At 75.4% G+C, this 26,998-nt stretch carries 21 protein-coding genes; 10 read left to right on the top strand and 11 right to left on the bottom strand.

The window, feature by feature from the left end; translation table 11 throughout:
• Window positions 1–3: 3 nt before the first annotated feature.
• From cydC to C8E97_RS02260, 3 genes are all read right to left on the bottom strand, one after another.
• Complete coding sequence (gene cydC / locus C8E97_RS02270) at window positions 4–3,405, bottom strand: thiol reductant ABC exporter subunit CydC (RefSeq protein WP_121001173.1); 3,402 nt, start codon at window positions 3,403–3,405, stop codon at window positions 4–6.
• Between the two features lie 218 nt (window positions 3,406–3,623).
• Window positions 3,624–4,625 (bottom strand): cytochrome d ubiquinol oxidase subunit II, encoded by a 1,002-nt coding sequence (gene cydB, locus C8E97_RS02265; protein ID WP_121001171.1) that lies wholly within the window; start codon window positions 4,623–4,625, stop codon window positions 3,624–3,626.
• A 9-nt stretch (window positions 4,626–4,634) separates the two neighbouring features.
• Window positions 4,635–6,170, bottom strand: coding sequence for a cytochrome ubiquinol oxidase subunit I (locus tag C8E97_RS02260; protein ID WP_121010616.1), 1,536 nt, complete (start codon window positions 6,168–6,170; stop codon window positions 4,635–4,637).
• A gap of 329 nt (window positions 6,171–6,499) precedes the next feature.
• Between C8E97_RS02260 and C8E97_RS02255 the strand changes: the two genes are divergently transcribed.
• Window positions 6,500–7,093 (top strand): TMEM165/GDT1 family protein, encoded by a 594-nt coding sequence (locus C8E97_RS02255; protein WP_121001169.1) that lies wholly within the window; start codon window positions 6,500–6,502, stop codon window positions 7,091–7,093.
• A 112-nt stretch (window positions 7,094–7,205) separates the two neighbouring features.
• Here the strand turns inward: C8E97_RS02255 and C8E97_RS02250 are convergent, their stop codons facing one another.
• From C8E97_RS02250 to C8E97_RS02240, 3 genes are read right to left on the bottom strand one after another with little or no spacing between them, the layout of a single operon-like run.
• Window positions 7,206–7,883, bottom strand: coding sequence for an IclR family transcriptional regulator (locus C8E97_RS02250; protein ID WP_121001167.1), 678 nt, complete (start codon window positions 7,881–7,883; stop codon window positions 7,206–7,208).
• A 2-nt stretch (window positions 7,884–7,885) separates the two neighbouring features.
• The gene (gene fahA / locus C8E97_RS02245; RefSeq protein WP_121001160.1) at window positions 7,886–9,064 is read right to left on the bottom strand and encodes a fumarylacetoacetase; all 1,179 of its coding nucleotides are present in this window, start codon (window positions 9,062–9,064) and stop codon (window positions 7,886–7,888) included.
• Window positions 9,061–9,927 (bottom strand): hypothetical protein, encoded by an 867-nt coding sequence (locus C8E97_RS02240; RefSeq protein WP_281275307.1) that lies wholly within the window; start codon window positions 9,925–9,927, stop codon window positions 9,061–9,063. Before C8E97_RS02240 ends, fahA begins: the two co-directional genes overlap by 4 nt.
• Window positions 9,928–9,996: 69 nt before the next feature.
• Here C8E97_RS02240 and C8E97_RS02235 point away from each other — a divergent pair, with 69 nt between their 5' ends.
• The 6 genes from C8E97_RS02235 (at window position 9,997) to C8E97_RS02210 (ending at window position 18,831) form a co-directional block, all read left to right on the top strand.
• Entirely contained in the window at window positions 9,997–11,172 is a 1,176-nt protein-coding gene (locus C8E97_RS02235) for a homogentisate 1,2-dioxygenase (RefSeq protein ID WP_121001156.1), read from the top strand.
• A 39-nt stretch (window positions 11,173–11,211) separates the two neighbouring features.
• Window positions 11,212–12,480 (top strand): SWIM zinc finger family protein, encoded by a 1,269-nt coding sequence (locus C8E97_RS02230; RefSeq protein ID WP_121001154.1) that lies wholly within the window; start codon window positions 11,212–11,214, stop codon window positions 12,478–12,480.
• Between the two features lie 313 nt (window positions 12,481–12,793).
• Window positions 12,794–14,227: a DUF5691 domain-containing protein gene (locus C8E97_RS02225; protein ID WP_121001151.1), complete on the top strand. Its 1,434-nt coding sequence runs from the start codon at window positions 12,794–12,796 to the stop codon at window positions 14,225–14,227.
• The gene (locus C8E97_RS02220; RefSeq protein WP_121001149.1) at window positions 14,224–15,306 is read left to right on the top strand and encodes an ATP-binding protein; all 1,083 of its coding nucleotides are present in this window, start codon (window positions 14,224–14,226) and stop codon (window positions 15,304–15,306) included. Before C8E97_RS02225 ends, C8E97_RS02220 begins: the two co-directional genes overlap by 4 nt.
• A complete protein-coding gene (locus tag C8E97_RS02215) occupies window positions 15,291–17,492 on the top strand; it encodes a DUF5682 family protein (protein WP_246018621.1) in 2,202 nt (733 codons plus the stop codon). Before C8E97_RS02220 ends, C8E97_RS02215 begins: the two co-directional genes overlap by 16 nt.
• Window positions 17,493–17,523: 31 nt before the next feature.
• Complete coding sequence (locus C8E97_RS02210; RefSeq protein ID WP_246018619.1) at window positions 17,524–18,831, top strand: VWA domain-containing protein; 1,308 nt, start codon at window positions 17,524–17,526, stop codon at window positions 18,829–18,831.
• A gap of 117 nt (window positions 18,832–18,948) precedes the next feature.
• On the opposite strand, the gene C8E97_RS02205 is transcribed toward C8E97_RS02210, so the two are convergent.
• Together C8E97_RS02205 and C8E97_RS02200 are read right to left on the bottom strand one after the other, a co-directional pair.
• On the bottom strand, window positions 18,949–19,425 hold the full coding sequence (locus C8E97_RS02205) for a hypothetical protein (protein WP_147454978.1): 477 nt from the start codon (window positions 19,423–19,425) through the stop codon (window positions 18,949–18,951).
• 70 nt (window positions 19,426–19,495) lie between these two features.
• Window positions 19,496–19,969: a hypothetical protein gene (locus C8E97_RS02200; protein WP_246018617.1), complete on the bottom strand. Its 474-nt coding sequence runs from the start codon at window positions 19,967–19,969 to the stop codon at window positions 19,496–19,498.
• 142 nt (window positions 19,970–20,111) lie between these two features.
• Between C8E97_RS02200 and C8E97_RS02195 the strand changes: the two genes are divergently transcribed.
• The 3 genes from C8E97_RS02195 (at window position 20,112) to C8E97_RS02185 (ending at window position 23,200) form a co-directional block, all read left to right on the top strand.
• A complete protein-coding gene (locus tag C8E97_RS02195; RefSeq protein ID WP_121001143.1) occupies window positions 20,112–20,870 on the top strand; it encodes a DUF2470 domain-containing protein in 759 nt (252 codons plus the stop codon).
• Between the two features lie 190 nt (window positions 20,871–21,060).
• Window positions 21,061–21,816, top strand: coding sequence for a CPBP family intramembrane glutamic endopeptidase (locus tag C8E97_RS02190; protein ID WP_121001141.1), 756 nt, complete (start codon window positions 21,061–21,063; stop codon window positions 21,814–21,816).
• A gap of 106 nt (window positions 21,817–21,922) precedes the next feature.
• Window positions 21,923–23,200: an alpha/beta hydrolase family protein gene (locus C8E97_RS02185; protein WP_121001138.1), complete on the top strand. Its 1,278-nt coding sequence runs from the start codon at window positions 21,923–21,925 to the stop codon at window positions 23,198–23,200.
• Window positions 23,201–23,446: 246 nt separating this feature from the next.
• On the opposite strand, the gene C8E97_RS02180 is transcribed toward C8E97_RS02185, so the two are convergent.
• From C8E97_RS02180 to C8E97_RS02170, 3 genes are all read right to left on the bottom strand, one after another.
• Window positions 23,447–24,220 (bottom strand): S1 family peptidase, encoded by a 774-nt coding sequence (locus C8E97_RS02180; RefSeq protein ID WP_121001136.1) that lies wholly within the window; start codon window positions 24,218–24,220, stop codon window positions 23,447–23,449.
• Between the two features lie 128 nt (window positions 24,221–24,348).
• The gene (locus tag C8E97_RS02175) at window positions 24,349–26,565 is read right to left on the bottom strand and encodes a caspase, EACC1-associated type (RefSeq protein WP_121001134.1); all 2,217 of its coding nucleotides are present in this window, start codon (window positions 26,563–26,565) and stop codon (window positions 24,349–24,351) included.
• 1 nt (window position 26,566) lies between these two features.
• Window positions 26,567–26,929, bottom strand: coding sequence for a hypothetical protein (locus C8E97_RS02170; RefSeq protein WP_147454977.1), 363 nt, complete (start codon window positions 26,927–26,929; stop codon window positions 26,567–26,569).
• Window positions 26,930–26,998 lie beyond the last annotated feature (69 nt).

The raw sequence follows: 26,998 nt of genomic DNA, 5'->3' as shown, positions 1-26,998 counted from the left end.
CCGTCAACGGTAGGCCCCGACCCCCACGCGCCCGCCGGACACCTCCACCACCAGGTCGGCCCGCGCGGCCTCGTCCGGCCGGTGGGTGATGTGCAGGACGGTCCGGTCGAGCGAGTGGACCAGGTCGAGCAGGTCGCGGGCGGACGGCTCGTCCAGGTGGGCGGTCGGCTCGTCCAGCAGGAGGACGTCGGCGTCGAACAGCAGCGCCCGCGCCAGCGCCACCCGCTGCGCCTCGCCGCCGGACAGCAGCGACGGGCCGACCTGCGCGTCCAGGTCGATCCGCAGCCCGACGCGGGCCAGCACGGCGGTCAGCTCGGCGTCCGTGGCGCGGGGGTCGCCGACGCGCAGGTTGTCGCGGAGCGAGGTGGAGACCAGCATCGGCTCCTGGGGGCACCAGGCGACCCGCTCGGGCCGCCGGACGAGCCCGGCGGTGGGCTCGACGAACCCGAGCAGCAGCGCGAACAGCGTCGACTTCCCCGCGCCGGACGGCCCGACGAGGGCGACCTCGGCCCCCGACGGCACCCGCAGGTCGACCCCCGTCAGCACGGGAGCGCTGCCGGGCCACCCGACGGAAACCCCCTCCAGCACGATCGCGTCCGACGCCGTGGTCGTCGGGTCGGGCACGTGGTCACCGGTGCCCGACCGCGCGCCGACAGCGGCCGGTCGCGCGTCGCCGGAACCACCCGGCCCGCCGACCGGCACCCGGCGGTCACTCCCAGCCGCACCGCCCGAACCTGTCGGCACCCCCTGCTTGGATTGAGTCGGGGGGTGCTCAGTTCCGGATTGTTCAACAATCCGACCATAAGACTCCCGCAGCGGCCTCCACTGCTGCGCCGCCGCCGGCAGCGCGCCCAACACCTCCGCCAGCGCCAACGGCACCAGCCCCAGCACCGGCGCCAGCAGCGGGTCGACACCGGCCGCCACCGCCGTGCACGCCACGACCGCCATCCCCAGCGCCAGGTGCACGACACCGGTCGCCGCACCGGCCCCGAACGCCTGCCGCCGCGCCAACCCGGCCAGTTCCGCGTCGTGCCGCGCCAGCGACGCGCGCACCTTCCGGTCCGCCCGGAACGCGATCAGGTCGGGCGCGGCCGTGAGCAGCGTCAGCACGTCCTCGGACACCTGCCGCCTGCCGCGGGCCAGCGCGGTGCTCGCCCGGCGTTCCACCAGCACCGCGACCAGCGGCGCGAGCGTCCCGCCGACCACGACCGCCGCGCCGAGCGCGAGCCCGGCCGCCGGCGAGATCGCCGCGAACAGCGCCACGGCCGCCGCGGCGACACCGGCCGCGACCAGCGGCGGCTGGAGCACGCGCGGCACCAGGTCGCGCACCGCGTCCACGTCGTCCACCAGGCGGGTCAGCTCGGCCCGGCCCGGTCGCAGCCCCCGCCACAGCCGGACCCGCAGGTGCTCCGCGAACCGGAACGCGGCGTCGTGCGACACCAGCCGCTCCAGGTACCGCAGGATGCCCTTGGCCAGCGCGCACGTGCGCACCCCGACGACCAGCACGGACAGCGTCAGGATCGGCGGCTGGGTGGCGGCCTTGGCGATCAGGTACGCGGCGAGCGCGGTCAACGCGACCCCGGCGGCCGAGGCGGCGACCCCCAGCGCCGCCCCGGCCAGCACCCGGGCGGTCGGCCTCGGCGTCCGCGGCGGCGACGTCCGGCCGGCCCCGCGGTCGACGGGCGCGGCGGTGACCGCGCCGGCGGGGTGCTCGACGACCCGGTGCGTGGCCAGCAGCACGGTCGCACCGCGGTCGGCGGCGCGGTGGACGGCGGCCATGACCAGGGCGGCGGTCGCCGGGTCGAGGTGGGCGGTCGGCTCGTCCAGCAGCAGGACGTCCGCGCCGTCCCGCACGCGGGTCAGGGCGCGGGCGACGGCGACGCGCTGTCGCTCCCCGGTGGACAGCTCGGCGACGGGCCGGTGCACGAGGGCGTCGGCGGCGACCTCGGCCAGCACGTCGAGGTCGACCCGGCCGGTGGTGAGTTCGAGCTCGTCGGCGACGGTCCGGCCGGCGAACGCGGGGCGCTGCGGCACCCAGGCGATGGCGTCGCGGTCGACCACGACCTCGCCGCCGTCCGGCGGCACGAACCCGAGCAGCACGCCGAAGAGGGTCGACTTGCCCGCGCCGCTGGGCGCGTCGAGCCGGTGCACCTCGCCGGGCCGCACGAGGAAGCTGACGCCGTCCGGCGCGTACCCGCCCCGCCGCCGCACCCGGAGGTTGCGCACCTCGACGCCGACGACCCCGCCGTCGGCCGGCGCGGCCACCGCCCCGCCGGGGACGCCCGGCCGGCGGATCGTCATCCGCCCCACCGTCCGCGCCGACGCGGCCGAACCCGGCGCGGAGCCGGGCACAGAGCCAGGCACAGAGCCGGGCACAGAGCCGGGCACGGAACCCGGCGCAGTGCCAGGCACGGGACCGGGCGCGGTCGATCCGGATGGGTTCGCACCGCCCGGCTCGGGCACCTCGGCGACCCGCCGCACGGCCTCCACCCCGTCCTCCGACGCGTGGTGCGCCGCACCGGCCGCCCGCAGCGGCAGGTAGCACTCCGGCGCGAGGATCAGCACGACGAGCCCCGTCAGCAGGGTCAGCTCACCGGACACCAGCCGCAGCCCGACACCGACCGCGATCAGCGCCACCGACAGCGACGCCACGACCTCCAGCACCAACGCCGACAGGAACGCCACCCGCAGCGTCCCCATCGTCGCCTTGCGGTACCGCTCCCCCACCGCGCGCACCGCCGTCACCTGCGCCGCCGCCCGGCCGAACGCCGTCAGCACCGGCAGCGCCCGCACGAGTTCCGCCAGCCGCCCCGACAGCCGCTCCAGCGCCGACGCCGCCACGGCCACCCGCGCCGCGGTGAACCTGCCGATCAGCACCGCGAACACGGGGATCAGGGGCAGCGTCACCGCGATCAGCACGGCCGACGTCGGGTCGGTGGCGAAGATCCACGCGCCCACCAGCACCGGCACGACGGCGGTCGTCACCAGCGCGGGCAGGTAGCGCGTGAAGTAGGCGTCCAGGGCGTCCAGGCCCTTGGTCGCCAGGACCGCGAGTTCCGCCGGGCCACGCGCGACGATCCACGCCGGTCCCATGCCCAGCGCCCGGTCGAGCACGGCGGCGCGCAGCTCCTCCTTGGCGCCGGCCGCCGCACGGGCCGCCACCGTCTCGGTGGCCCACGCCAGCGCCGCCCGCGCGCACACCGCGCCCGCCAGCGACGCGAGCGAGCCGCCCGCCACCAGCGCGGACGCGAGGGCCACGGCCTGCCACACCAGCGCGCCCGCCGACAGCGCGGCCAACCCGCCGCAAAGGGCCAACGCCCGGCGCGCCGATGGCGAAAGGGCGGGCAGCGCGCCGAGCGGACCCCTCCCCGGCTTCTTGGCGGAAGGGGCTCCGGGGACGTTCACGGCACGACGTTATGCCCCGACCACCCCGCCGCCGCAGGTACGACGGTCCCGTACCCGGCGGGACCTAGGTCCCGTGCCGCCGTCCGCCGTCCGGGCGCGACACGCCCGGATACGGGCGCACCGAACACCGCACCGCCGTGAACGGGCGCGCCGAACACGCCGAAGTCCCCGCACGCCCGGAAACGGGCGCACGGGGACCGACGTGGCGAAGACCCGGCTCAGGGCACGTGCACGGAAGGGATGTGGCGCGTTCCGATGCGCTTGCGGAACACCCAGTACGTCCACCCCTGGTAGATCAGCACGGCCGGGGTGCCGAACGCCGCCACCCAGGTCATCACGGTCAACGTGTAGGGGCTCGAAGCGGTGTTCTCCACGGTGAGCGTGAACGCCGGGTCCAGGGTGGACGGCAGCACGTTCGGGTAGAGCGCGCCGAACAGCGCCACCACCGTGCCCGCCACCGCGACGCCCATCAGGGCGAACGCCTGCCCCTCGCGCCTCAGCGCCAACCGGGCGAACGCCCCGAACGCCGCCAGGGCCACGCCGATCGCCGCCGCGTACGTCCACACCGACCCGAACCGCAGCTGCACCAGCAGGAGCAGCACCACCAGCGGGAACAACGCGAACGGCGCGGTCCGCAACGCCAGCGCGCGCGCCCGCTCCCGCACCTCGCCCTCGGTCTTCAGCGACAGGAACACCGCGCCGTGCACCAGCGCGTACCCGGCGATCGCCAGCGCGCCCAGCAGGCTCTCCAGCGTAAACGCCGCGAACGGCGACCCGACGCGGTCGCCCGCGGCGTCCAGCGGCAGGCCGAAGACGTTGGTGCTCAGCACCAGCCCGACGCCCAGCGCCGCCACCCAGGACCCGGCGACGATCACCGCGTCCCACACCCGCCGCCACCGCGCCGAGTCGACCTTGCCCCGGTACTCGAACGCCACCCCGCGCCCGATCAGCGCCAGCAGGAACAGCGTCAGCGGCAGGTAGGCGGAGCTGAACAGCGACGCGTACCAGCCGGGGAACGCGGCGAACGTGGCGCCGGCCGCGACCAGCAGCCACACCTCGTTGCCGTCCCACACGGGCCCGATGGTGTTGATCAGCACCCGCCGCTCGGCCTCGTCGCGGCCCAGGACGGGCAGCAGCATCCCGACGCCGAAGTCGAACCCCTCCAGGAACAGGTAGCCCAGCCACAGCAGGGCGATCACGCAGAACCAGAACGTCTCCACCGCTACCCCTCAGTACGCGAACGACAGGACGTCGTCGTCGGACTTCCCGACAGGCGCACCCGCACCCGGCCCCGCGACCGACCCCGCGCCGCCACCCGGTCCCGTGCCGCCCGACCCCGCGCCCTGATCCGGCAGCACGCCCGCGACGCCGCCGCGGACGTACCGCCGGATCAGGAACACCTCGACGCCCGCCAGCACCCCGTAGACCAGCGTCAAGGCGACCAACGACGTCAGCACCTCGCCCGGCGTCGAGTTCGACACGGCCCGCGCCGTGAACATCCACACCCCGTCGACGCCGCTCGGGTTCGGCACCACCACGAACGGCTGCCGCCCCATCTCGGTGAAGATCCAGCCGAAGCTGTTGCCCAGGAACGGCGTCGCGATGCTGCCCAGCGCGAGCCACCGGAACCACCGCCCGCGCGGCGTGCGCCCGCCGCGCGTCAGCCACAGGATCAGCACGCCCGCGCCGGCGGCGAGCGCGCCGAACCCGATCATCAGCCGGAAGCCCCAGTAGGTCACGGGGAGCACCGGCACGTAGTCGATCGGCTGACCCGACAGCTCGCCCAGCCGCTCGTCCACCGGGTAGTTCGCGCCGTACTTCTCCTGGTACAGCGGCACCAGGTCCTGCACGCCCTTGATCTCGGTGGAGAAGTCGCCGTGCGCGAGGAACGACAGCAGCGCGGGCACGGTGACGCTCTTGACGCTCTCGCAGTCGGGCCGCGACACGTCGCCCACCGCGAAGACCGAGAAGGACGCGGGCGCCTCGGTGTGGCACAGGGCCTCGGCGGCGGCCATCTTCATCGGCTGCTGCTCGAACATCAGCTTGCTCTGGAGGTCGCCGCTGACCGCGAGGCCCGCGAACGCCACCACGCCGACCCACGTGCCGAGCTTCACCGACGACCGCCACACCGGCTCGTCGGCGGTCCGCCGCCACAGGTGCCAGGCCGCGATGCCCACCAGGAACGCCGCCGCCACCGCGAACGCGCCGAAGATCGTGTGCGGGAACGCGGCCAGCACCGTGCTGTTGGTCAGCACCGCCCAGATCGAGTTCAGCCGCGGCCTGCCGTCGACCAGGTCCACGCCGACCGGGTGCTGCATCCACGAGTTCGCCGCGAGGATGAAGTACGCCGACGCGATGGTGGCCAGCGAGAACGCCCAGGCGCACGCCAGGTGCGCCTTGCGCGGCAGCCGGTCCCACCCGAAGATCCACAGGCCCAGGAAGGTCGACTCGACGAAGAACGCGACCAGGCCCTCCATCGCGAGCGGCGCGCCGAACACGTCGCCGACGAACCGCGAGTAGGCGCTCCAGGTCATGCCGAACTGGAACTCCTGCACGATGCCGGTGACCACGCCCATCGCGAAGTTGATCAGGAGCAGCTTGCCCCAGAACTTGGTCATGGCCAGGTACTTGCGGTCACCCGTGCGCACCCAGGCCGTCTGCATGCCGGCGACCAGCAGCGACAGGCCGATCGTCAGCGGCACCATCAGGAAGTGGTAGACGGTGGTGATGCCGAACTGCCACCGCGCCAGGTCGAGGACGTCCACGGCCACGACGCTAGGCCCGGCGACCGGGCCCGGCGCAGGTACGACGGTCCCGTCCGGTCCGGGACCAAGGTCCCCCGCCGCGACGGGCGTCACGTCGACCGGCGCGGGCGCGTCGACTACCATCGGTTCCGCCAGAGGGGAGTAGTTCCCGCGACCGCGTCGTGCTCCAGCGGTCCGGCGAGGTGATCGACACACTGATCCGCCCTTGAGCGGGTCCGGTCCCTCACCCGTCTTCGCGACGGGCGAACGAGACCTCCGGCCGGGCAGCGCATCACGCCCGGTCGGGGTCGTGCTGCCTCCGTCCGGGTTCACGGACGTGGAGGTACCTCGTGGCACCGGAACTCATCGCCCTGGCGACCGCCTTCGGCGTCGTCTTCCTGGCGGAACTGCCGGACAAGACGATGGTCGCCACCCTCGTCCTCACCACCCGCTACCGGGCCTGGCCGGTGTTCGCCGGCGTGACCGTCGCGTTCGCCGTGCAGTGCGTGGTGGCGGCGACGTTCGGCGGGGTGCTGACCCTGCTGCCGGACCGCCTGGTGGCGGGCGTGGTGGCCGCGCTGTTCGGCGTGGGCGCGTTCCTGCTGCTCAAGGAGAGCTTCGCGAAGGACGACGAGGAGGACGCCGCCGGCGCCGCGGCGCCGGCCGTGTCGTTCGCGCGCGCGGCCCTGACGTCCTTCGGCGTGCTGTTCGCGGCCGAGTGGGGTGACGCGTCGCAGCTCGCGACGGCCGCCTTGTCGGCCCGGTACGGCGCTCCGGTGTCCGTGGGGTTGGGCGCGTTCCTGGCGCTCGTGGCGGTGGCGGGTATCGCCGTGCTGGTGGGTCGCCGGATCGCCGGGCGCATCCCGACGCACCTGATCCAGCGGGTCAGCGGGGCGATCTTCGCGGTGTTCGCCGTGATCGCGGTGTGGCAGGTGTTCGCCTGACGGCGGGCAGGCGCTCGACGGGAACGGACGGCGCGAGCCGGGCAGCCGCAGGTGCGCGGACCGCTGCCCCCGGTGTGGCACCCGGCAGTCGGCCCGCGACGCCGACCCGCCCTCAGCGCAGCGCTTCCGACACCTCCTGCGCCGCCCGCACCACCTGGGGCCCCACCACGTCGCCGTCGAGCTTCTCCAGGGCCACCACGCCCACGCTGGCCCGCAGGCCGGGCACCCCGCGCACGGGCGCGGCCACCCCGAACGCGCCCGGTTGCAGCTCACCGGTCGAGTGCACCCACGGCCTGCCCTCCGGCGACAACCCGATCGCCTTGCCCGCCGCGCCCCGGTGCACGGGGTGGCGCGACCCGACCCGGTAGGCCACGTGGTACGCCGTCCAGGACGGCTCGACGACCGCCACGGCCTGCGCCTCCGCCCCGTCCGCCACGGTCAGGTGCGCGGTCGCGCCCACCTGCTCGGCCAGCGTCCGCAGCGCGGGCTGGGCGGCCAGGCGCAGCTGCGGCAGCACGTTCGCCGCCAGCCGCAGCACGCCCAGCCCGAGCCGGACCTTCGACCCCTCCCGCCGCACCAGGCCGCGCGACTGCAACGGCACCAGCAGCCGGTAGACCGCCGCGCGGGACGCGCCGATCGCCGAGGCCAGCTCGCTGATCGAGGGCGCCTCGGACTCGGCGTCCGCCACCGCCTGGAGCAGGGCCAGGCCCCGCTCCAGGGTCAGCGAACTCTCCTTGGACCCGGCGGGCAGCGGCAGTCGGCCGCGCGGGTCGGGCCTGGCCACCGGCATCCCTACCCCTCCGCGTCGGCGGGCGCGATCGTGCCGACCACCTCGGCCAGGCCGACGACCGAGCCGTTCTCCCCCGGCGCGGTCGCGGTGATGCGCACCGTGTCACCGTCCTCCAGGAACGTCCGCTGCTCGCCCGCCACCTCGACCGGCTCCTTCCCACCCCAGCTCAGCTCCAGGAAGGAGCCGCGCTCGTCGCGGGCCGGGCCGGACACGGTGCCCGACGCGATCAGGTCGCCCGGCCGAACCGTAGCGCCGTTCGCCGAGAGGTGCGCGAGCTGCTGCGCGAACGTCCACGACATCTCCCGGAACGGGGGCCGGGACACGACCTCGCCGTTCCACTCGACCTCCAGCCGGACGTCGAGGCCCCACGGCCGCTCCTCGGCGAGGTAGGGCAGGACGTCGTTGCCCAGCGGCGGCGGCGTCACGCGGGCGACCGCGAACGCCTCCAGCGGCGTGATCCAGGCCGCGACGGACGTCGCGAACGACTTGCCCAGGAACGGGCCCAGCGGCTGGTACTCCCACGCCTGCACGTCCCGCGCCGACCAGTCGTTGACCAGCGCCACGCCGAACACGTGGTCCACCGCCCGCGACGGGCTCAGCCGGGACGCCACCGGTCCGCCGCACACGAAACCGACCTCGGCCTCGATGTCGAGCCGCTGCGACGGCCCGAACACCGGGCCTTCGGACGTCCGCCGCTGCCCGTGCGGGCGCACGACGGGCGTGCCGGAGACGACCACGGTGCCCGCGCGGCCGTGGTAGCCGACCGGGAGGTGCGTCCAGTTCGGCAGCAGCGGCTCGCCGTCGGGGCGGAAGATCCGGCCGACGTTCTCCGCGTGGTGGCGCGACGAGTAGAAGTCCACGTAGTCGGCGACCTCGAACGGCAGCACCGCGCCGGTGATCGGCACCAGCGCGCCGCCGCGCGGCGCGGAGGTGGCCGACACCAGCTCGACCAGGCGCGCCCGCAGCTCGCTCCACGCGGGCCGGCCCGCCGCCAGCAGGGGGTTGAGGTTGTCGGCCGCCACCAGCTCGGCGAGCCCGCCGAAGTGGTCGGCGAGGGGTCGCAGCGGCAGCGCCTGGTCGCCCACGCGCACCGCGATACCGTCCGGCAGCACGCCGTAAGGCAGCGTCTGCGGCCCGAAGGGCGCGTCGGCGACGAACGCCGGGTCTTCGATCCAGGTCACAGCAGGCCCAGTTCCTCTAGGTCGGCGATGGGTTCGTCCAGCGAGCACGAGCCGTAGGACGCGAACACCCCGCGCACGGCGTGCGCGGCCTGGTCGGTCAGCCCGTCCGCCTCGGCCGCCAGCGCCTCGGCGTCCGACGAGGACAGCGCCGCGCGCACGTCGCCGCCGGACAGGGCGCGTGCGGTGGCGACGAGCAGGTTGAGGAACCCGTGGTGGGTGAACCCGGTCCCGGTGTCCGTGTAGCGGACGGCGTGGTGGAGGCCGGCGGTGGCCTTGAAGGCGACACCGCCGCCCGACACCACCGACAGGAAGTCGGCGACCTCGTCCACGCTCGGGAAGTTCTCCTTGGAGAGCCCACCGCAGCGCAGCTTGGGCCAACTGCCGTGCTCGATGACCCGGCGGACGCCGTCCAGCCACTCGGGGCCGCCGCGGCGCGGCTCCACGACGCGGATGACGTCCTCCGGCACGAACTCCGAGACGCGTTCCAGCCACACCTCGTCCACGTCGGACGGCGCGGGCATCTCGACCATGCGCAGCGAGAGCAGCTCGCTGCGCGATTCGACGATCGACACGGCCTTGGGCACACCGCCCAGGCCCGTGTCGATGACCAGCGAGAGGGCGATGGGCTTGACCGGCTTCACCTTGATCAGCTCGGTGATCAGCTCGGCGAGGCGGGACGCGGGGCAGAGGAACAGCCCCACCGCACCCGCCCAGTCCCCGACGCGCGCGTCGAGGTGCCCGCGGACCGCGTCGGGCATCGTCGCGTTGCCCGGCGGGAACAGGGCGGCATCGTCGACTAGCCGCGCGAGCAGGGGCGGAGTGCCGCGTGGACCGGGCGCACGGAGTTCGAAGGCGCTTGACACGGCTGACACGCTAGTGGCGTACCGGTCAATGAACAAAGATGTCCGACTAACGAACGCCCGGAGTGAACGATGGCGTACTACCGCCAGGTCGGTGAGATACCCCGAAAGCGCCACACGCAGTTCCGCACACCGGAAGGCGGCCTCTACGCGGAGGAGCTGATGGGCGTCGAGGGCTTCTCGGCCGATTCGGCGCTGCTCTACCACCGCCACCTGCCCACGGCGATCGTGAACGCGGAGACCGTCGAGGACGACCGGGGCGCGCTGACCCCCAACCTCCCGCTGAAGCCGCGTGCCTTCAAGACCCAGGACCTGACCTGGCCGGACGCGGTCGACGCGGTCACCGGCCGCCGCAGGCTGTTCGGCAACGCGGACGTGACGATCGGTTTCGTCACGGCGACCGCGCCCAGCCCGCTGTACCGCAACGCCGCCGGCGACGAGCTGCTGTACGTGCAGACCGGCGAGGGCGTCGTGGAGACCATCTACGGCGCGCTCACGGTCGCCGAGGGCGACTACGTGGTGCTGCCGACGTCCTGCACGTACCGCGTGGTGCCCGCCAAGCCGATGAACATCCTCGTGCTGGAGGCCACCGGGCACATCGGGCCACCGAAGCGGTACCTGTCGGCCAAGGGCCAGTTCCTGGAGCACTCGCCGTACTGCGAGCGCGACATCCGCGGCCCGGTGGAGCCGCTGCTGGTCGACGGCGAGGACGTGGAGGTCCTGGTGCGCCACCGCGCGGGCCTGACGCGGTTCACCTACGCCAACCACCCGTTCGACGTGGTGGGCTGGGACGGCTGCCTGTACCCGTGGGTGTTCCACATCCGCGACTTCGAGCCCATCACCGGCCGCCTGCACCAGCCGCCGCCCGTGCACCAGACCTTCGAGGGCCCGAACTTCGTGGTGTGCTCGTTCATGCCGCGCAAGGTCGACTACCACCCGCTGTCGATCCCCGTGCCGTACAACCACGCCAACGTCGACTCCGACGAGCTGATGTTCTACGTCGGCGGCAACTACGAGGCGCGCAAGGGCTCCGGCATCGGCGTCGGCTCGCTGTCGCTGCACCCGTCGGGCTGCACGCACGGCCCGCAGCCGGGCGCGGTGGAGGCGTCGCTGGGCGCGGAGTTCTTCGACGAGACGGCGGTCATGGTCGACACGTTCCGCCCGCTGGAGCTGGGCGAGGCGGCGCTGGCCTCCGAGGACCCCGAGTACGCGTGGTCCTGGGCTCGGCGGGGCCCCGACCTGGGGTGATCGCGATTTTGTCGGTGGGCGCCGCTACCTTCTGCGCTCATGGACGCACGAGCGGTTCTGGCCCTGGCCCCGGACAGCAGGGTGGCGAGCAGCGCCACCCGGCTGGCGGGGTCGTCCGGCTGGACGGGGTCCGGCCGCAGCGCCGAGGCGCTCTGGGGGCTGTGCGCGGGCAGCGGCCAGTCCCCGTACCGGGTGTGCGTCGACCTGGGCGACCGGGCGACGAAGTGCTCCTGCCCGTCCCGGAAGTTCCCCTGCAAGCACGCGCTGGCGCTGCAACTGCGTGACGCCCGCGAGCCGCTGGCCGTCGCCGAGCCGCCGGACTGGGTGGTCGAGTGGCTGGCGCGGCGGCAGCGGACCGCCGCGCCCGTCGACGCGTCGCCGGAGGCCGAGCTGCGGCGGGCCCGCGCGAAGGAGAAGACGGCCCGCGAGCGGGCCGAGGCGGTGCGCGGCGGCGTGGCCGGCCTGGCGGACTGGCTGGCCGACGTGGCGGGCGCGGGCATCGCCGGGCTGCCCGCGCGGGACGCGGCGTGGTGGCACGCCATCGGGGCGCGCATGGTCGACGCGCAGGCGAAGGGCCTGGCGTCGGCCGTGGCGGAGCTGCGGGCGGTGGTCGCGGCGGGCGGCCCGACGTGGGCGGAGGACGCCGCCGACCGCCTGGGCGGGCTGCACCTGCTGACGCGGCTCGCGGGCGGTGACTCGCCCGTCGTGCGGCGGCGGCTCGGGTTCGCGGTCGCCGAGGAGGAGGTGCTGGCCGGCGAGGGCTGGTCGGACCGCTGGTTGCCGCTGCTGCGGCTGGAGTCGGACGACGGGCTGGTGCGCACCGTCCGGCAGTGGGTGTGGGGCCGCGCGCACGGCTGGGTGGTGGCGGTCCGCCACGCCGGCGGCGGCGCGCGCCCGGTCCCGCCGCTGCCGCACGGGGTGGAGGTGCGGGCCGTGCTGCACCCGTACCCCGACGCGCCACCGCACCGCGTGGCGGTGGGCGAGGTGGTGTCCGAGCACGCGGCGGAACCGGTGCCCGCGCCCGCGGACTGGCGGGCGGCGCTGGCGGCGGCGGCCGAGCGCCTGCCGGCCGACCCGTGGCTGCGGCTGCACCCGCTCGGCTGCGGCGGGGTGCGGTTGACCGCCGACGCGCGGCACCTGCTGGACGCGACGGGGCGGGGGCTGCCGGTGCGCGGCGACCTCGCGCTGGACGAGGCCGTCGCGATCACCGGCGGCGAGCCGTTCGACGCGTGGGGCCTGTGGAACGGCCGCGAACTGCGCCTCGGCGCGGTCGCCGGACCGGGCCGCGCGCCGGAGGTCGTCGGATGAGGCGCACCGGACCCCGCACCCCGACGCGGTCACCGAGCCGGACCGGCACCCGGTGCGGCGGGATGAACACCCACGCGCGGCCGGCCGGAGCAGCCCGGATCCCGCACCCCGCCGCCGAACGCGGCGCCGACGGCGCGCGCACGAGCACCCGCACCACACCGGACGCACCAACCCGAGCACCACAGCCCGGCACCACCGCCGAACGCGGCACCGACGGCGCCCGCACGAGCACCCGCACCACACGGGACGCGCCAACCCGAGCACCGCACCCCGACGCGGCGACCCGGCCGCACCCCGCACCGGAGGTGCCCGCATGACCACCCGCACCGAGTGGGACGAGGCGGTCCAGGCGCTGCTCCTCGGCGCGCACCGCGCGGGCACGACGCCCGCCGACCTGCTCGACCGCTGCGCGGCCCTCGGCGTCGCGGCGCACGCCGCCCGGCTGCCCGCCCCGGTCGCGACACCGCCCCTCGCGCCCGCGCCCGCCTCGGCGGACCGCGTGGCGGGCGACCGCGCGCGTGCCGTGCTGGCGCAGATCCTCGCCCTGGACGACCAGATCGTGCTCACCGAGTGGTGCGGCCTGGCGTCCGGCGCGGGCGTGGTCGCCGCCGCCAAGGACCTGCCGGCGCTGCTCGGCCTGGCCACCACCCACCCCGGCCTGCGCCAGGCCGTCGGCACGGTGCTGGGCGCGCGCGGCCGGTGGTTGGCGGCCGTGCGCCCCGGCTGGTCGTGGGCGTCCGGCGCGGGCGTCGCCGACGAGGTCGACTTGGCCGAGGCGCTGGACCTGCCCGGCGCGAGCCGGGTCGCCGCCCTGCGCCGCGCCCGCCTCGCCGACCCGGACGGCACGCGGGCGTTCCTGGCCGAGCAGTTCGCCGTCCAGCGGCGGGCCACCGACCGGCAGGCGCTGGTCGCCGCGCTGGAGGCGGGCCTGTCCGCGGCCGACGAGCCGCTGCTCGAACGAGCGCTGGACGACCGCGCGATCGGCGTGCACGACGAGGCGCTGCGCCTCCTGCGCGCCCTGCCCGGCTCCCGCCTCGCCGAGCGCGCCGCCGAGCGCCTGCACCGCGGCCTGCTGCCGACCGCCGACGGGTTCGACGTGCGCGGCGGCGAGCTGTGGACCGAGGCCGAGCCGTCGCCGGAGGAGGCCCGCGACCTGCTGCGCGACGGCTCGGAGACGGGTGTGGCGGGCCGGCTGCGCGGTGCGGCGGCCAGCGTCCCGCCCGCGCACTGGACGAGCCGCCTGGCCGCCGACGACGCGGGCGCGGCGCGCGAGCTGGCCCGCGGTCCGTGGGCGGCGGCCCTGCTGCGCGGCGTGGCGCAGCGCCTGCGGCTGGCCGCGGACGCCACGCCGTGGGCCGTGGCCGCCACCCGCGCGCTCACCGGCATGGAGCAGCTCGAGATGCTGGCCGCGCTCCCGCCGGACCTGGCCGCCCGCACCATCGTCGACGTGTCCCGCGGCTGGAACTACGACCTGCTCGACCACGCCTGCTCGCAGCTGCCCGGCCCGTGGCCGGCGCGGGCGACGGAAGCCCTCCTCGACCGCTACGCCCACGTCCGCGACCCGCGGTGGCGGGCAGGCCGCCCGCCCGCCGTGCTGCTGGCCCGCGGCGACGCCGAGGTGCTCGGCGCGCACTGGGACCGGATCACCGAGCGCTGGCCCGAGCACACCGCCGACCTCGACGTGCTCCGCCTGCGGATGCAGCTCCGCGACGCCTTCGCCACCCGACCGGAAGGACTCCGACCGTGACCACCGAGACCGTGCTGCGCCCCGCCGCGGAGCGGCAGTACGCCACCGAACTGGCCGCCCTGGCGAAGGCGGACGACCGCCCGCGCCCGCCGCGGTGGCGCCTGTCGCCGCAGGCGGTGGTCCGCTACGTGCTCGGCGGCACGCTGCCGGACGGCACGGTGATCACGCCCAAGTACGTGGGCGACCGCCGCCTGGTCGAAGTCGCCGTCGGCACCCTGGTCACGGACCGCGCCCTGCTCCTGGTGGGTGTGCCGGGCACCGCCAAGTCGTGGCTGTCGGAGCACATCGCGGCGGCGGTCAGCGGCGATTCGACGCGGGTCGTCCAGGGCACGGCGGGCACCGGCGAGGACGCCGTGCGCTACGGCTGGAACTACGCCCGCCTCATCGCGGAGGGCCCGAGCGAGGCGGCGATCGTGCCGAGCCCGGTCATGACGGCGATGCGGCTGGGCGCGGTGGCGCGCATCGAGGAGCTGACCCGGATGCCCGCCGAGGTGCAGGACTCGTTCATCACGATCCTGTCGGAGAAGTCGCTGCCGGTGCCGGAGCTGGGCACCCAGGTGCAGGCGGTGCCGGGCTTCACGGTCATCGCGACCGCCAACGACCGCGACCGGGGCGTCAACCAGATGTCCTCGGCGCTCGCCCGCCGCTTCAACACGGTCGTCCTGCCGCCGCCCGCGACCGAGGACGACGAGGTGGCGATCGTCTCGTCGCGCGCCGCCCAGCTCGGCCGCGCCCTGGAGCTGCCCGCCGAGCCGCCCGCGCTGGAGGAGGTGCGGCGCGTGGTGCGCATCTTCCGCGAGCTGCGCAACGGGTCCACAGTGGACGGTCGCACGCAGCTGAAGCGGCCCAGCGGCAGCCTGTCCACCGCCGAGGCGATCTCGGTGGTCACCAGCGGCATGGCGCTGGCCGGCCACTTCGGCGACGGCTCCATCACCGCCGACGAGCTGGCGTCCGGCCTGCTCGGCGCGGTGGTCAAGGACCGGGTCTCCGACACCGCCGCGTGGCAGGAGTACCTGGAGGCCGTGGTCAAGGAGCGCCCCGACTGGCGCGACCTCTACCGCGCGTGCCGGGACCGCTGATGGCGGGCGAGCTGCCCGCGCGGGTGACCCTGCTCGGCATCCGCCACCACGGCCCCGGCTCGGCCCGCATGGTCGAGGAGGCGCTGGGACGCCTGCGGCCGGCGGTCGTCCTCGTCGAGGGCCCGCCGGAGGGCGACGCGCTGCTGCGCCACGTGCCCGACCTGACGCCGCCGGTGGCCCTGCTGCTGCACGACGAGGCGGAGCCGGCGAGCGCGGCGTTCTGGCCGTTCGCCGCGTTCTCCCCGGAGTGGCGCGCGCTGGTGTGGGCGGACGCCAACGCGGTGCCGGTGCGCTTCTTCGACCTGACCGCCGCCGCGTCCCTGGCGGAGGAGCCGGCCGAGGGCGGCGGGGCGTCGCTCGACCCGCTGGGCACGCTCGCCGAGGCGGCCGGGTTCGACGACCCGGAGCGCTGGTGGGAGGACGTCGTCGAGCACCACACCGACCCGGCGGACCTGGCGGAGGCGGTCGCGGAGGCGATGACGGCGCTGCGCGAGGAGTTCGCCGACGAGGTGGACGACCGGACGCTGCGCCGCGAGGCCGCCATGCGGCAGCACCTGCGGCAGGCGCTCAAGGACACCGACGGCCCGATCGCGGTCGTCTGCGGCGCGTGGCACGTGCCCGCGCTGCGCACCCTGCCGCCCGCGTCGGCCGACGCGGCGCTGCTGCGCGGCCTGCCGAAGCGGAAGGTCTCCGGGACGTGGGTGCCCTGGAGCCACGGGAAGCTGGCGACGGCGTCCGGCTACGGCGCGGGCATCGGCTCGCCGGGCTGGTACGCGCACCTGTGGGAGTGCGCGCCGCGCGGCGACGCGGTGGCCCGCTGGTTCTCCCGCGCGTGCGCCGTGCTGCGCGCCGAGGACCTACCGGCGTCGACCGCGAGCGCCGTGGAGGCGGTGCGCCTGGCCGACACCCTCGCCGCCCTGCGCGGCCGGCCGTCGCCCGGCCTGTCGGAGGTCATGGAGGCGGCGAAGGCCGTGCTGTGCGACGGCGACCAGGTGCCGCTGGCCCTCGTCCACGACCGGCTGGTGGTCGGGGAACGGCTCGGCGAGGTGGGCGCGAGCGTCCCGACGTCGCCGCTCGCGGCCGACCTGAACCGCCTGACCAGGCGGCTGCGCCTGCCGCTGAACGCGACGCCCAAGCAGGTCCGCCTCGACCTGCGCAAGGACACCGACCGGGAGCGCTCGAAGCTGCTGCGCCGGCTGGCCGTGCTGGACGTGCCGTGGGGCGTGCCGGACACGACCAGGACGCTGGGCACGTTCGCCGAGGCGTGGCACCTGCACTGGCGGCCGGAGTTCGCGGTGGCCCTGGCCACCGCCGCCCGCCACGGCACGACGGTGGCGGCGGCGGCCGGCCAGGTGCTGGCCCGGCGCGCGGCCGACGCGACCCGCGTGGTCGGCGCGGCGGAGGTGCTGGGCGACGCCGTCGGCTGCGAGGTGCCCGCGGCGGTCGCGGCCGCGCGCGCCGCCCTGGACCGCTGCGCGGCGGCGGCGACGGACGCCCTGGAACTGCTGGCGGCCCTGCCCGACCTGGCGACGACGGTCCGCTACGGCTCGGTGCGGGGCACCGACCCGGAGCTGCTGCGGGTCGCCCTGCACGGCCTGCTGACCAGGGGCGCGGTGGGGCTGCCGCTGGCGTGCCGGGGCGTGGACGACGACACGGCGGAGCGCGCCGTCGCGGCCGTGGAGGGCGCGGACGACGCGGTGCGCCTGGCCGCCGACGACGCGCACCGGGACGCCTGGCGCACCGCCCTGGAGTCGCTGGTGGCCATGCCGGGCGCGCACGGCCTGCCGACCGGCCGCGCGACCAGGCTGCTGTGGGAGGCGGGCGCGCTCGACTCCGACGCGGTCGCGGCCAGGCTGCACCGGGCGGTGTCGGCGGCGGCAGGCGCGACGGCGTTCGTGGCGGGCTTCCTGCGCGGCTCGGCGGCCCTGCTCACGGCGGACCAGCGGCTGTTCGGCGTGGTGGACGACTGGCTGTCCGGCCTGCGGGCGGACGACTTCGCGGGTGCGCTGCCGCTGCTGAGGCGGGCGATCACCGAGTTCAGCCCGGCCGAGCGCCGGATGCTGGGCGACCGCGTCCGCGGCACGACCCGGAACGCGCCCGGAGCCGCCGGCGTCGAGTGGGACGAAGACCTGGCGACCCGCCTCGCCGCGCACGTGCGCGGCCTCCTGGCGGGAGCCGCACCGTGACCGGCGGCCGGTCCGCCACCGAGGAGGAGTCGTGACCGGAGACGCCGTGCCGATGAACGCCGTGCCAGGGGAATCCGTGCCGGCGGGAGCCGTGCCAGGGGACGCCGTGCCAGGGGGCGCCGTGACCGGGGACGGGGCGTCGCCGGTCGCGGCCGGCGAGGGCGGGTCGGGGGAAGCCGAACGCCTGCGCCGGTGGCGGCTCCTGCTCGGCGGCGCGGCCGGTGACCTGGGCGCGCTGGACGAGCACGACCGCCGCCGCGACGCCGCCCTCACCGGCCTCTACGGCGGCGGCGCGGTGGCGGACGCCCCTGACGCGGGCGGCAAGCGCGCCGCCGGGCTCGGCGGTTCGTCACCGGTGCTGCACCGGTGGCTCGGCGACATCCGCACGTACTTCCCGACGTCCGTCGTCCAGGTCATGCAGCGCGACGCCGTCGACCGCCTGGGCCTGCGGCAGCTCCTCCTCGAACCCGAGCTGCTGTCCGGCGTCGAACCCGACGTCAGCCTGGTCGGCACGCTGGTGTCGCTGTCCTCCGCCATCCCGGCCCGCACCAGGGAGACGGCCCGCGCCGTCGTCCGCAAGGTCGTGGAGGACATCGAGCGCAAACTCGCCGACCGGCTGCTGGCGGCCGTCCACGGCGCGCTCGACCACGCCAAGCGCACCAGCAGGCCCCGCCTGGCCGACGTCGACTGGGCGCGCACGATCCGCGCCAACCTCAAGCACTACCAGCCGGACCAGGGCACGGTCGTCGTCCAGCGGCTGGTCGGCCACACCCGCCGCAGCCGGGCCGCCGCGCTCAAGGACGTGATCCTGCTGGTCGACCAGTCGGGGTCGATGGCCGAGTCGGTCGTGTACTCGGCGGTGCTCGGCGCGAGCCTGGCGTCGCTGCGCGCGGTCGAGACGCGGCTGGTCGTGTTCGACACCGAGGTGGTCGACCTGACCGACGACCTGAAGGACCCGGTCGACCTGCTGTTCGCCACGCAGCTCGGCGGCGGCACGGACATCAACCGCGCGGTCGCCTACGGGCAGTCGCTGGTGCGCCGCCCCACGGACACGGTGCTGGTGCTGATCAGCGACCTGTACGAGGGCGGTGTGGCGCGGGAACTCCAGCGGCGGGTCCGCGAGCTGGTGCAGAGCGGGGTGGTGGTGGTCGTGCTGCTGGCGCTGTCGGACAGCGGCACGCCGTCCTACGACCACGAGCTGGCGGCCCGGCTGTCCGAGCTGGGCGCACCCGCGTTCGCGTGCACGCCGGACCGCTTCCCGGACCTGCTGGCGACGGCGCTGCGCAGGGAGGACGTCGCGGCCTGGGCGGAGCAGCACGACCTGCCGGTGGGCCGCTGACCCGTGCCGGCCCGGTGCGGATCAGCGCCCGGCGGCGGTTCGGGGCCCGGCGCGATTCGGGGCAGGACGCGGTTCGGAGCGGGGGCGGGGCGCGGTTCGCGGCAGCCGGGCGGTGCGTCAGCGGATCACGACCCGGCCCAGCGTCACGAACGGCGTGTCCGGGGTCAGCACGGCGGTCCGCCCGCGCGCGTCCGGCCCCGCCAGCCACAGCCGCCCGGAGCGCCGCACCTGCTCGCGCACGCGTTCCGGCATCTCGGGCAGCCGCAGGAACGTCCGGTCCGACCCGGCGGTCTCCAGGTACGCCTGCCGCCCCACCCGCGCCCGACCGGGCACGAACGACACGGCCACCTGGTGCCACGGGAAAGCCTTCACGATGCGGCGCATCACGTGCCGGCTGAAGAAGTGCCGCAAGCCGGGCACCGCGAACTCGACGCACAGCGGGACGAGCACGAAGACCCAGCGCGACCCGACCCAGAGGGACACCAGCCACAGCACGACGAACGACAGCAGCGCGAGCCCGATGAACCCCACCGCGCGCTGGTCCGCGCGGGTCAGGCACCGCTTCGTCCACTCCTCGCCCACCACTGCTCCCACACAACCAGAAAGGGTCGCCACCGACGGGATTACCCGAAAAGACGATCACCGAAACGGGTGGAGAGAAAACTCACCGCCGCCGCACGCGGGCCGGGAACAACCTCGGCACGCCCCGGAACGTGACCACCGTGTTGCCCTCCCGGTCGGGCACGACCAGCCACGCCCGGCGGTGCCGGGTGATCCGCCCGCGCGCGAGCGGACCGGCGCTGACGTCCAGCACCGCCGACCGCGCGCCGTGCACGACGAGGAGCCCGTTGCGCCAGTGCACCCGCACGTACCGCCACTCGCGATCGGCCATGAGGTGCGCGATCGGCCGACGCCGGTACGACGCGAACCCGAACACGGCGACCGACAGCACCAGCAGCACCACGGGCAGGTCGGACGACGCGCCGGCGAGGAACACCAGCGCCAACTGCCCGCAGAACGCGAGCACGCCGACCACCACCCAGCAGAACGCCCGCCGACCGGCGATCTCCAGGCAGTGCCTGGTCCACGGGTCATCGAGAGCCGCACGTCCGGTGGACGGCTTGTTCGGCACCACCACGGCCCACCTCCGCCAAGGCGGCACCCAGGCTAGGGCCCCCGCGCCCACCCGTCAGCGGGCAACCACGAACCGATAAACCGATTGTGGGACTTCCTTCCGCACCCGTCTCCAAGTTAGGCTTGCCTAACTACGGAGGTGAGCGGTGACCCAGACCCGTCGACCGCCCGCTCCGCGCCCCGCGGAGCGGGCCCGGACCATCGCCGCCAGGGGCGGGCGGGCCGCGCTGCTGCCGTCGGACGGCGCGGAGAACCGCGTCGTCCCCGTGCTGCACCACGTGCACGCCTCCGGTGACACCACGATCCTGCTGCCCGACGGCCACCCGCTCACCGAGGCGGCGCGGGGCACCGAGGTCACCGCCATGCTGGAGGTCGCCGACCACGCGCCCGTGCAGTTGCGCGAGCCGGTGCGCGGCCTGCTCTGGATCACCGGCTGGCTGCGCACCCTGGCCCCGGCGGAGGCCCGCGCCGCGAGCATCGAGGTCGCGGAGCACCGCCCCGACCCGCGCCTGCTGGACGTGGGCCACGGCGCGGCGGTGCTGCGGCTGTCGCCCGCGTCGCTCGTGGTGGCGGACGCGGAGGGCACCACGTCGCTGCGGCCGGAGCTGTTCGCGCAGGCCACCCCGGACCCGTTCCACCAGCACGAGGACCACTGGCTGCGGCACCTGGAGCTGTCGCACCGCGACGTCGTCGGCCTGCTCTCCCAGCACCTGCCGGAGGGCCTGCGCGGCGGCCACGTCCGACCGCTCGGGCTCGACCGGTTCGGGCTGCGGCTGCGGGTCGAGACGTCGGACGAGGACCACGACGTGCGGATCGCGTTCTCGCGGCCGGTGGCGACGTCGGGTGAACTGGCGGTCGAGCTGCGCAGGCTGATGGGCTGCCCCTTCCTGGCCCAACGCGGCTGACCGCACCGCATCGCCGCACAACCGCACATCGCCACCAGCCGCGCACAGCCGCACAGCCGCGCCGCGCCGCCGCATCGCCGCGCCGGGCCGCGCCACCCCACCCCACCGCTCCGCCGAGCCCGACCCACGTGGCGCGGCGGTCCCGGCCCGAGCGGCGCGGCTGCCCACGCGGCGCGGTTAACCTGCACGGGTGATCGAGGAACAGGCCCGCCGCGGCTACCAGGTCGAGATCCTGCTGGTCTTCGCCGTCACGCTGGGCCTGTCCGGGCTGCGCAGCCTGGTCCGGCTGCTGGACAGCCTGCTCAAGCCGCAGCCGCTCAACCAGCAGTCCGTGGCGATCAACGCCCCGCAGGCCCGCTTCGACCTGCTCGACCTGCTCGCGCAACTGCTCGGCGTGGTGCAGCTGGCCGCGTGGGGCGGCCTGGGCCTGTACCTCCTGTGGCGCGGCGGCACCCGGCTCAAGGCGCTCGGCCTGGACCGCACGCGGATCGGCCCGGACGCCCTGGGCAGCCTCGGCCTGGCCGCCGTCATCGGCATACCCGGACTGGTCTTCTACCTGGTCGCCTGGCAGCTCGGGCTGAACCTCGCCGTCCAGCCGTCCACCCTGGACGAGTCGTGGTGGCGGAGCGCCGTGCTCATCCTGTTGGCCGCGGGCAACGCCTGGGCCGAGGAGGTCCTGGTGGTCGGCTACCTGCTGACCCGGCTCCGGCAGCTCGGCTGGCGCGACCACACCGCCCTGCTGGCGAGCGCCGTCCTGCGTGGCTCCTACCACCTGTACCAGGGGTTCGGCGGGTTCGTCGGCAACGTGGTCATGGGCCTGGTGTTCGGCAAGGTCTGGCAGCGCACGAACCGGTTGTGGGTGCTGGTCGTCGCGCACACCCTGCTGGACGTGGTGGCCTTCGTCGGCTACACGGTCTTGCGGGGGCACGTGTCCTGGCTGCCGTGATCACCCTCGCGGCGGACCACGGCTCAACCGACAGGCTGACGCGCGTGCAAGCCACCCCTTGCCAGCATGATCTTCGCCGACACACGGCGAAGGAGGGGTTCATCCAGTGTCCTCGAAACGCGTCCGCGCACTCGGCCTGACCGCGGGTCTCGCGGTGGCCGCCACCCTGTTCGCCCCACCCGCGTCAGCCGACCCCACGACCGGGACCACCACCACGACAGCCGCCGGTGCGAAGCTCACCATGCCGCCGCTGAGCGGCCGGTACCCGGTCGGCACCACCGACCTGCACCTGGTCGACAACCGCCCGGACCCGTGGCGACCGGCCGAGAAGCGCGAGCTGATGGTCACCCTGACCTACCCGGCGCACCGCGGCGGCGAGCGCGCGACCTGGATACCACCGGGCATCCGGGGCGTCCTGGACGAGGTCGCCGCCGGCCCGTACCTGTTGGAGCTACCGGCCGGTTCGATCGACTGGGGCTCGGCCAAGCGCCACGCCCGCACCGGCGCCACCGCCGACCGCACCCGCGGCGGCTGGCCGGTCGTCGTGTTCTCGCACGGGTTCGGCAGCGCCAAGGAGCTGAACACCGGCCTCACCGACGACCTCGCCAGCCGGGGTTACGTCGTCGCGTCCGTCTCGCACACCCACGAGGCGGCCGTCGTGGAGTTTCCGGGCGGGCGCGTCGTGCCCGGCACCGTCGACCAGCTCGACCCGGCGGTCCGCAAGACCGCGATCGACACCCGCGTCGCGGACTCCCGGTTCGTGCTGGACCAACTCGCCCGCCTGGACCGGGGCGACAACCCGGACGCCGAGCGCGACCCGCTGCCACGCGGCCTGGCGGGCTCGCTCGACCTGACGGAGGTCGGTATGTTCGGCCACTCCTACGGCGGCTACACGACCGGCGAGACGATGTTCCAAGACCGCCGGTTCGACGCGGGCATCAACATCGACGGCTCGATGGGCTGGGACGACGGCCAGTTCGGCGACGTCGTGAAGCACGGCTTGGACCGCCCGTTCCTGCTGGTCGGTGGTGACTTCGTCGACCCGGAGACCGGCGAGCGGTGGGAGCACTCGCACGTCGACACCCGGCTCGGGCCGACGTGGGCGAAGTTCTGGGAGGTGCAGCGCGGGTGGAAGCGCGACCTGCACTTCGACCGGTCCACGCACTACAGCTTCACCGACCTCCAGTTCGTCACGCCGCAGGTCGCGTCGCTGCTCAAGCCGGGCAAGCAGGAGGAGCTGGTCGGCGCGATCGACGCGAAGAAGTCGCTCGACGCCCAGCACGACTACGTCGCCCGGTTCTTCGACGTGCACCTGAAGCACCGCGACGGCCGCCTGTTCGACCACGGCCCGGCCCGGCACCCGGACACCCGGTTCGTGAGCTGAACGGTGTTGAATGGCTCGGTGTTGAATGGCCCGACTTCGTCGGGCGGCTCGGTGTTGAATGGCCCGACTCCGTCGGGCGGCTCGGCCGCCTTTTAGTCGGCGGCACACGGGGCGAGTCCTGCCGATCGAAAAGCGTGATCGGCAGGACTCGCGCCGTGAACCACCGACGCGGCCTCGCGGGGGAGCGAGCGAGGGGGGAGCGAGTGGGGGGAGCAGGAGGGGAGGGGAGGCTGGAGGGGGTGTGGGCTAGTGGCCTTCGGTGGTTGCGTTCAGCCAGTTGCGGTAGGCGGGGACCTTCGTGTGGATGGTGTCCTCGTCGCCGCACGACTCGCTGCCGTGCGTGGTCACGCCTACCAGTCGCCACGTCCCGTCGCCGCGCCACAGCGCCGGGCCGCCCGAGTCGCCGTAGCACGCGGTGGCCTGCGGTGTGGAGTCCAGGCACAGCTCGGTGTCCGGCTCGAACCCCGTCGCCCGCGAGTGGCAGGCGCCGGGTGACAGCGCCCGCGCCTCCAACGCCTTGAGCACGCGTGATCCCCGGTCGCACTGGTACGCGGGGCAGGTCTGGCCCCAGCCGAGCAGCGTGAGCACCTCGCCGTCCCAGTCCCGGTTCGGCGCGAGGTCGACGGAGCGCCGCTCCGCCACCGGCCGCGCCAGCTTGATCAGCGCGATGTCGTGCACGTACTTGTCGCCGTCGTACCGCGGGTGCCGGATCGCGCGCTCCCACCCGACGGTCACACCACCCCGCCGCAGGTCCTTGGACCCCACGCGCAGCTTCATGTCACCGGGTCCGCCGGTCGGCTCGGGCGTGTCGACGCAGTGCGCGGCCGTGATCACCCACCGCGCCCGGAAGAGCGAGCCCCCGCAGTAGTGCACGCCGCCACCGTCGTAGATCGCGACGATCCACGGGTAGTCGCCGGTCGCCACACCGCCGCCGACGATGCGCGGCCCGGCCGCCGCCGGCGCGGCCGTCGCCACCAGCACGGCGACCACCGCCGCGATCAGACTCGACCTGCCCCGCATCGCGCACCTCCGCGTCGTCCCCGGCCGCACTCCGCCGTCCGCACCCGACTATCCGCCAGGGCGGCGCGGCACCCCTCGACCGGGACTACGAACGTGTGGAGCGGTTCGCTCGGACGAGCCACCGCCGGCTACGCCACCAGCAGGAACCGGGCGGCGGTCCGCGCGGCGGCGGCCACCACGGCGCGGGCCGTCCCCGCCGAGTCGATCAGCGCCGGGTCGAGGTCGTGCGGCTCCACGGCCGAGTTCTCGGCGATGCACCGGGCCGGCTCACCCAGCGCACCCGCGAGCGCCCGCCACCCCGCGGCCTCGGCCGCCACCCGCGCCGCCGCCACCGAGCCCGACCCCACCGAGCCCGACCCCACCGGACCCGACCCCACCGGACCCGCGACCGCAGGGTCCGCCTGCCCGGCCGAGCCCGCGGCACCCGCCGACCCGGCCAGGCGCGTGAGCCCCGCCGGCGCGACCGGGCCCCCGGCGACCGGCGCCTCGTCGGCGAGTCGCGCCCCGATCTCACCCAGCCCCACGCCCGCGCCGCGCAGCACGCCGTCCCGCGCCGCGCTCCGCACCGCCCGCACCGCCCGCTCGGTCCGCGCCAGGGCGTCGGCGGGCGCGCGGATGACCCCGGCCACGTCCTGGCCGGCGTCACCCGCCGACGGCCGCGCCGACCCGATCACCGTCGTGTCCCACTCGGTCACCACGACCTTCGCCGCGTGCCCCAGCGAATGGGCGTCCGCCCGGTAGAGCAGGTCGTCGTCCAGCACCTCGCCGCCCACCACGGCCGACAGCCGCTCCGTCACCTCGGCGCACACCACGACCACCGGCCGGTCGGACCGCAGCAGCGCGCCCAGCACGGACTCTGGCACCTCGGCGCACACCACGAGCAGCGGCGAACCGCGGCCCATCAGGTCCACGAGCGCCAGCGCGCGGTCCGGCAACCGCCCGGCGAACAGCAGCACCCGCGCGTCCGCCAGCACGGCCTCCCGCCGCACCGGGTCCGTCACGCACAGCGCCGTCACGTACCCGCTCTCCAACCGCAGCCCCGGCACGACCTCGTGGTCGACACCGGCCCGCAGCCCCGGCTCGACCAGCACCGCGCCGAACCGCCCGGTCACCGCCACCACCTCGCCCACCACGGCGCCGATCCGGTCGCTCGCGGCCGACGCCGCCGCCAGCCGCGCCACGTCACCCCGCTCCAGCGGCTCCGCCACCGACCGGATGAGCCGGTCCGCCGCGTCGGCCGCCGCCCGCACGCCGTGCAGGAGCCGGACGGGGTCGTGCCCGTCGCGCATGGCCTCCACCAGCCGCGTGATCGCGCCGCGCGCCACGGCCACCGCCGACGCGCCGCCGTCACCGCACGTGGCGTGCACCTCGGAGATCAGCTCGCGCACGTAGGACGCGCCCAGCGAGTCACGCGGGTCGTCCGGCTGGAACGCCGACGCGATGGCCGCCGAGTCCGCCAGCTCCACCGGTCGACCGTCCACCAGCACGACCGACCGCCTGCCCCACGGCCCCAGCGTCCGGCACACCGGTTCCGCCGCGGCCCGGAACCCGCGCGCCACCAGCAGCTGGCCGGACGTGTAGGACGCGGACCGCCGCACCACCGACGGCACCGCACCGCCGGCGCGGGCGATCCGCAGCGGCGGACCGGCGGACTGGGCGAAGAACTGCGGCGTCTGGTCCGGCCGCCGCCCGCGCACCTCCCGGAACGCGTACGAGAACAGCTCGTTGACGTCGACCCACCCGTCGCCGTCGAGGTCGGCCGCGCCGCTCGACAGCCCCTCGATCACCACGTCGGTGAACAGCGACGCCCGCGGCGCCTCCAACGACACCGTGTCCTCTTCGAACGCGTACTCGTAGGCGTTGGACGCGGTCAGCACCACGTACCCCTCGCCGCCGCCGTCCAGCACCGCCGACGAGGCGTCCTTGAACCCCTCCACGTACGCGCCGCTGAAGCAGCAGTCCAGCATCAGCACGCGCCCGGAGGCCCGGCAGTCCTCCAGCTGCTCGTTGAGGAACGACCGGGGTATCGCCGTGCCGGCGGGCCGGTCCTGCACGGTGTTGGCCGCCGCGAAGTACAGCCGCCGCGCCGCCGTGGTCAGGCCGTGGCACGAGAAGTACAGCAGCACCAGGTCGTCCGGCGTGCGCGCCGCCAGCACGTCCTCCACCGCGCGCCGGATCTCGTGGTCGGCGGCGTCCCGCAGCACCCGCACCCCGGCGAACCCGCCGACCCCGGGGTCCTCCAGCAGCGCCGCCAGCCGCTCCACGTCCTGCGACGGCGCGCGCAGCCGGCTCAGCCGGACGTCGGCGTACTCGCCGGTGGCGACGAGCAGCGCGTACCGGCCCACCTCAGCCCTCGTCGGCGGGCGAGCCGTGCTTCTTCAGCCAGTCCTCCACCAGCGCGCGCTGCGTCCGGGCGTCCGCGCCCTGCACGGTGATGGACTCCTCGCCCGACCTGATCACCACCTTGCGCGCGCTGCCGCGCTGCACGAAGGCCGTGACGATCGACGCCACGGCCGCGGCGACGGCGGCGGGCACCGCGCCGTTGAGCAGGAGCTCGGACACCGCCAGGCCCGTGCCGCTCTTCGCGCCGTCCGGCAGGGTCGCCGGTGCGCGCCGGGCGTCCACCCGCGCCCCTCGCACCAGTTCCCCGATCAGCATGTCCGTCGCGGCGGCGGCGCCACCCGGCGCGTCGACCGTCAAGTGCACCAAGAACCCTCCCCGGTTGAGCTTCGATCATCCCAGCGCCGGCAAGGGGGTCCACCTCACCACGCAACGTTT

Origin of the sequence: Saccharothrix australiensis, assembly GCF_003634935.1 — a bacterium.
In the GTDB taxonomy this organism is placed as follows: Bacteria; Actinomycetota; Actinomycetes; order Mycobacteriales; family Pseudonocardiaceae; genus Actinosynnema; species Actinosynnema australiense.
Note: the sequence above shows the minus strand (reverse complement) of the source record. Positions and strands in the feature narration are given on the sequence as shown.

Coding starts and splice junctions, on each gene's coding strand:
- C8E97_RS02250 (WP_121001167.1), bottom strand. CDS start 7,883: ATGCCGGTGGCCAGGCCCGACCCGCGCGGCCGACTGCCGCTGCCCGCC.
- C8E97_RS02235 (WP_121001156.1), top strand. CDS start 9,997: ATGGCGTACTACCGCCAGGTCGGTGAGATACCCCGAAAGCGCCACACG.
- C8E97_RS02230 (WP_121001154.1), top strand. CDS start 11,212: ATGGACGCACGAGCGGTTCTGGCCCTGGCCCCGGACAGCAGGGTGGCG.
- C8E97_RS02225 (WP_121001151.1), top strand. CDS start 12,794: ATGACCACCCGCACCGAGTGGGACGAGGCGGTCCAGGCGCTGCTCCTC.
- C8E97_RS02180 (WP_121001136.1), bottom strand. CDS start 24,220: ATGCGGGGCAGGTCGAGTCTGATCGCGGCGGTGGTCGCCGTGCTGGTG.